This is a genomic window from Streptomyces sp. NPDC031132, from assembly GCF_055570595.1.
Window position 1 is genome coordinate 1 of record NZ_JBVIGX010000051.1, and the last position, 5,010, is coordinate 5,010.

The 5,010-nt window shown below is 70.4% G+C and carries 3 protein-coding genes and 1 pseudogene; 1 reads left to right on the top strand and 3 read right to left on the bottom strand.

Annotated elements, in window-relative coordinates; genetic code table 11:
- Positions 1–101: 101 nt before the first annotated feature.
- Genes pucD through ACZ49B_RS36390 form a run of 3 tightly spaced genes read right to left on the bottom strand, consistent with a single transcriptional unit; the run spans position 102 to position 4,005 of the window.
- Positions 102–2,504 carry a xanthine dehydrogenase subunit D gene (gene pucD, locus ACZ49B_RS36380; RefSeq protein WP_468314869.1) on the bottom strand — a complete coding sequence of 801 codons (2,403 nt, stop codon included), beginning with the start codon at positions 2,502–2,504 and terminating at the stop codon, positions 102–104.
- Between the two features lie 2 nt (positions 2,505–2,506).
- Positions 2,507–3,112: a (2Fe-2S)-binding protein gene (locus tag ACZ49B_RS36385; protein ID WP_468314871.1), complete on the bottom strand. Its 606-nt coding sequence runs from the start codon at positions 3,110–3,112 to the stop codon at positions 2,507–2,509.
- 2 nt (positions 3,113–3,114) lie between these two features.
- Complete coding sequence (locus ACZ49B_RS36390) at positions 3,115–4,005, bottom strand: FAD binding domain-containing protein (protein ID WP_468314874.1); 891 nt, start codon at positions 4,003–4,005, stop codon at positions 3,115–3,117.
- A gap of 254 nt (positions 4,006–4,259) precedes the next feature.
- Here ACZ49B_RS36390 and ACZ49B_RS36395 point away from each other — a divergent pair.
- A pseudogene (locus tag ACZ49B_RS36395) lies at positions 4,260–4,937 on the top strand (PucR family transcriptional regulator ligand-binding domain-containing protein); the annotation flags it as partial.
- Positions 4,938–5,010 lie beyond the last annotated feature (73 nt).

The window sequence follows — 5,010 nt, forward strand, 5'->3', positions numbered from 1 at the left end:
CCCCCCCCCCCCCCCCCCCCCCCCCCCCCCCCCCCCCCCCCCCCCCCCCCCCCCCCCCCCCCCCCCCCCCCCCCCCCCCCCCCCCCCCCCACCACGCCGTCCTAGAGGGTGCCGGTGAGGGCTTCCGGACGGATCGGCGTCTTGTTGAGCTCCAGACCGGTCGCCGCCCGGATCGCCGCGAGGACGGCCGGGGTGGACGACAGGGTGGGGGCCTCGCCGAGACCGCGAAGGCCGTACGGCGCGTTCGGGTCGGCGAGCTCCAGGACGTCGACCGGGATGGTCGGGGTGTCGAGGATGGTCGGGATCAGGTAGTCCGTGAAGGAGGGGTTGCGCACCTTCGCGGTCTTCGGGTCCACGATGATCTCCTCCATGACCGCCACGCCGAGACCCTGGGTGGTACCACCCTGGATCTGGCCGACCACGGAGAGCATGTTCAGGGCCTTGCCGACGTCCTGGGCGGTCGCCAGCTCGACGACCTTGACCAGGCCGAGCTCGGTGTCCACCTCGACGACCGCGCGGTGCGCGGCGAAGGTGTACTGGACGTGGCCGTCGCCCTGGCCGGTGACCAGGTCGAACGCGACGGTCGGGCGGTGCCGGAACTCCAGCTCCAGGTCGATCGCCTCGTCCTCGAGGATGTCGGCGATGTCCGCGAGGACCTCGCCGGCGTCGGTGACGACCTTGCCGCCCTCCAGGAGGAGCTCGGCGTGGGCCCAGGCCGGGTGGTACGAGCCGTTCTTGCGACGGCCGATCTCCAGCAGGGCCTCGCGGACCGCCTCACAGGTGTTCTTCACGGCGCCACCGGTCATGTACGTCTGCCGCGAGGCGGACGTGGAACCGGCCGAGCCGACCTGCGTGTCGGCCGGGTGGATCGTCACCTGCGTGACGCCCAGCTCGGTACGGGCGATCTGCGCGTGGACGGTGACACCGCCCTGGCCGACCTCCGCCATGGCCGTGTGGACCATCGCGACGGGCTCGCCGTTGATGACCTCGAGCCGCACGCGGGCGGTGGAGTAGTCGTCGAAGCCCTCGGAGAAGCCGACGTTCTTGATGCCGACCGCGTAGCCGACGCCGCGCACGACGCCCTCACCGTGGGTGGTGTTGGAGAGGCCGCCCGGCAGCGCGCGGACGTCCGCGCCCTCGCCGGCGGTCTCCCACTGGCGCTCCGGCGGCAGCGGGCGGGCCTTGACCCGGCGCAGCAGCTCGGCGACCGGGGCCGGGGAGTCCACGACCTGGCCGGTGGGCATGATCGTGCCCATCTCCATGGCGTTCAGCTGGCGGAACTCGACCGGGTCCATGCCCAGCTTCGCCGCGAGCTTGTCCATCTGGGCCTCGTAGGCGAAGCAGGCCTGGACGGCGCCGAAGCCGCGCATCGCGCCGCAGGGCGGGTTGTTCGTGTAGAGCGCGATCGCCTCGATGTCGACGTCGTCGACGACGTACGGGCCGACGGAGAGCGAGGAGGCGTTGCCGACGACCGCCGGGGAGGCGGAGGCGTACGCGCCGCCGTCCAGGACGATCTTGCACTTCATGTGCGTGATCTTGCCGTCCTTGGTGGCGCCGTGCTCGTACCAGAGCTTCGCCGGGTGGCGGTGCACGTGGCCGAAGAAGGACTCGAACCGGTTGTAGACGATCTTGACCGGCTTGTTCGTGGCCAGGGCCAGGAGGCAGGCGTGGATCTGCATCGAGATGTCCTCGCGGCCGCCGAAGGCACCGCCGACGCCCGAGAGCGTCATGCGCACCTTCTCCGGCGGGAGGCCCAGGACCGGGGCGATCTGCTGGAGGTCCGAGTGCAGCCACTGGGTGGCGACGTAGAGGTCGACACCGCCGTCCTCGGAGGGCACGGCCAGGCCGGACTCGGGGCCGAGGAAGGCCTGGTCCTGCATGCCGAAGGTGTACTCGCCCTCGACGATGACGTCGGCGCGCTTGCGGGCCTCTTCCACGTTGCCGCGGATGATCGGCTGGCGGTGCACGATGTTCGGGTGCGGGACGTGACCGATGTGGTGGTCGTCGCGGCCCTCGTGGATCAGCGGCGCGTCGGCGGCGAGGGCGGATGCCTCGTCCGTGACGAGCGGCAGCTCCTTGTAGTCGATCTTGATCTTGGCCGCGGCGCGACGGGCGGTCTCCGGGTGGTCGGCGGCCACGAGGGCGACCGGCTCACCGTGGTGACGTACCCGGCCGTTGGCGAGAACCGGGGTGTCCTGGATCTCGAGGCCGTAGTTCTTCATCTCGGCCGGCAGGTCGTCGTACGTCAGCACCGAGTAGACGCCCGGCATGGCCAGGGCCTCGGAGATGTCGATGGAGACGATCTCGGCGTGGGCGACGGTGCTGCGCAGGGTCTGGCCCCACAGCATGTCCTCGTGCCACATGTCCGAGGAGTACGCGAACTCACCGGTGACCTTGAGGGTGCCGTCCGGGCGGAGCGTGGACTCGCCGATGCCGCCCTTGTTGTGCTTCTGGGTGACGTTGGTCGGCGTGCCGGCCGGTACCGTGCGGGTGTTCTGAGCCATGGTCAGACCGCCTCTCCCTGACGGGCGGCCGCGAGGCGGACCGCGTCGAGGATCTTCTCGTAGCCCGTGCAGCGGCAGAGGTTGCCGGACAGGGCCTCACGGATGTCCTGGTCGGACGGGTCGGCGTTGCGCTCCAGGAGCTCGTCCGCCTGGACCAGCAGACCCGGGGTGCAGAAGCCGCACTGGACGGCGCCGGCGTCGATGAACGCCTGCTGGATGTTGGAGAGCTCGACGCCCTCACCGGTCTGGGAGTCACCGGGCTTGGCGGCCCAGCGCTTGGCCTCGTCGGTGGAGACGCCGTTGCTGCCGCAGCCGCCGCCGGTGCCGCAGGCACCGCCGTGGCCGTGCTCCGCGCGCTGCTTGGCGAAGTCCGCCAGGCCCTCGACGGTCACGACGTCGCGGCCCTCGACCTGACCGGCCGCGACCAGACAGGAACAGACCGGCACGCCGTCGAGGCGGACGGTGCAGGAACCGCACTCGCCCTGCTCGCACGCGTTCTTGGAGCCGGGCAGGCCCAGGCGCTCACGCAGCACGTAGAGGAGGGACTCGCCCTCCCACACGTCGTCGGCTTCCTGCTGACGACCGTTGACAGTGAAATTGACGCGCATGGTTACGCAGCCCCTTCAAGCGAGCGGCCGTTGCCGCGGTACTGCTCCCACGTCCAGACCAGCTGGCGGCGAGCCAGGATGCCGACCGCGTGACGGCGGTACTTCGCCGTGCCACGGACGTCGTCGATCGGGTTGCACGCGCCGGAGGCGAGCTCACCGAACTGCTTGGCGATCGACGGGGTGATGACCTTGCCGGACTCCCAGAAACCGCCCTCTTCGAGCGCGGCGTTCAGGAACTCCTCGGCGGCCTTGGCCCGGATCGGGGTCGGGGCGGCCGAGGCGATGCCCGTACGCACGGTGCGGGTGTCGGTGTGCAGCGCGAGGCCGAAGCCGCAGACCGCGATGACCATCGCGTTGCGGGTGCCGACCTTGGAGTACTGCTGCGGGCCCGTGGCGTTCTTGATGTGCACCGACTTGATGAGCTCGTCGGCGGCGAGCGCGTTGCGCTTGACGCCGGTGTAGAACTCGTCGATCGGGATCAGGCGCGAGCCGCGTACGGACTCGACCTCGACCGCGCAGTCGGCGGCGAGGAGGGCGGGGTGGGAGTCACCGGCGGGCGAGGCGCAACCGAGGTTGCCGCCGACGCCGCCGCGGTTGCGGATCTGGGGGGACGCGACCGTGTGCGAGGCGAGCGCGAGACCCGGCAGCGTGCCGCGCAGGTTCTCCATGATCTGGGTGTACGGGACGGAGGCGCCCAGCTTGGTGACCTCCTCGCCTACCTCCCACTCCCGCAGCAGTCCGATGCGGTTGAGGTCAAGGAGGTACTCCGGACGGCGGTGGTCGAAGTTGATCTCGACCATGATGTCGGTGCCACCCGCAATCGGCACAGCTGTGGGGAACTCGGCCTTAGCGGCGAGCGCCTCCTCCCAGCTGGCGGGGCGAAGGAAGTCCATGTGCGGCTCTCTTCTTCTTCATCGTGTCGTTCACTTCAAGCCAGGAGGCCATGAGGCCCTCGACTGGTCGTTCACGTGCTGTTAACGCGGTGTGGAGCCAGTACACAAGCCGCGCGTCCCCCCGGTGCAGTCACCGAAACCATGAAGGAGTTGGCTGGCGGCCTCCCTCGTCTTGTAGATTCGTATGAAAGGCAGGATGCAACGACCTGCCCGATTTCCAACGGCAACATTCGAGACAGATCGGCGGCGACACCATGCGGCTGCGCGCACTGCTGGAAACCGAGGCGCTGGGGCTGCGGCTGCTGGGCGGCGAGGACGAACTCGACCGGACGGTCCGCGGCGTCATGACGACCGACCTGAGGGATCCCAGCCGATACCTCACGGGGGGCGAACTCGTCCTCACCGGCCTGGCCTGGCGAAGAAATTCAGCCGACTCCGAGCCGTTCGTACGAATCCTGGCGAGCGCGGGCGTCGCCGGCCTCGCGGCCGGCGAGGCGGAGCTGGGGGACATCCCCGATGATCTCGTTTCAGCCTGTCGGCGCAACCGGCTGCCGTTGTTCGCTGTGAACGAAGACGTTGCATTCGCCACGATCACCGAGTACGTGGTGCGGCAGGTCTCCGGTGAGCGCGCGGGCGATCTCGCGGCCGTCGTGGACCGGCACCGCCGCCTGATGACCTCGGGCCCCGCGGGCGGTGGTCCCGACGTGGTGCTCGATCTGCTCACCACCGACCTCGATCTGCGCGCCTGGGTGCTGTCCCCCACGGGCCGGCAGATCGCCGGAGCGGGAGAACCCCTGGCACCAGGCGTCTGCGCGACGCTGGCCGGCGAGCACCTGGCGGCGGTCCGCACCGGGCGCAGGGGCCCGCACCGGATCTCCATCCAGGGTATTACCTACTCCCTGTTCCCGATCAGGGGAGCCGGGCGCGGGGGGGGGGGGGGCGGGGGGGGGGGGGGGGGGGGGGGGGTGGGCTCTGGATGGGTTTTGGGTCGCTGAGGGGAACCGT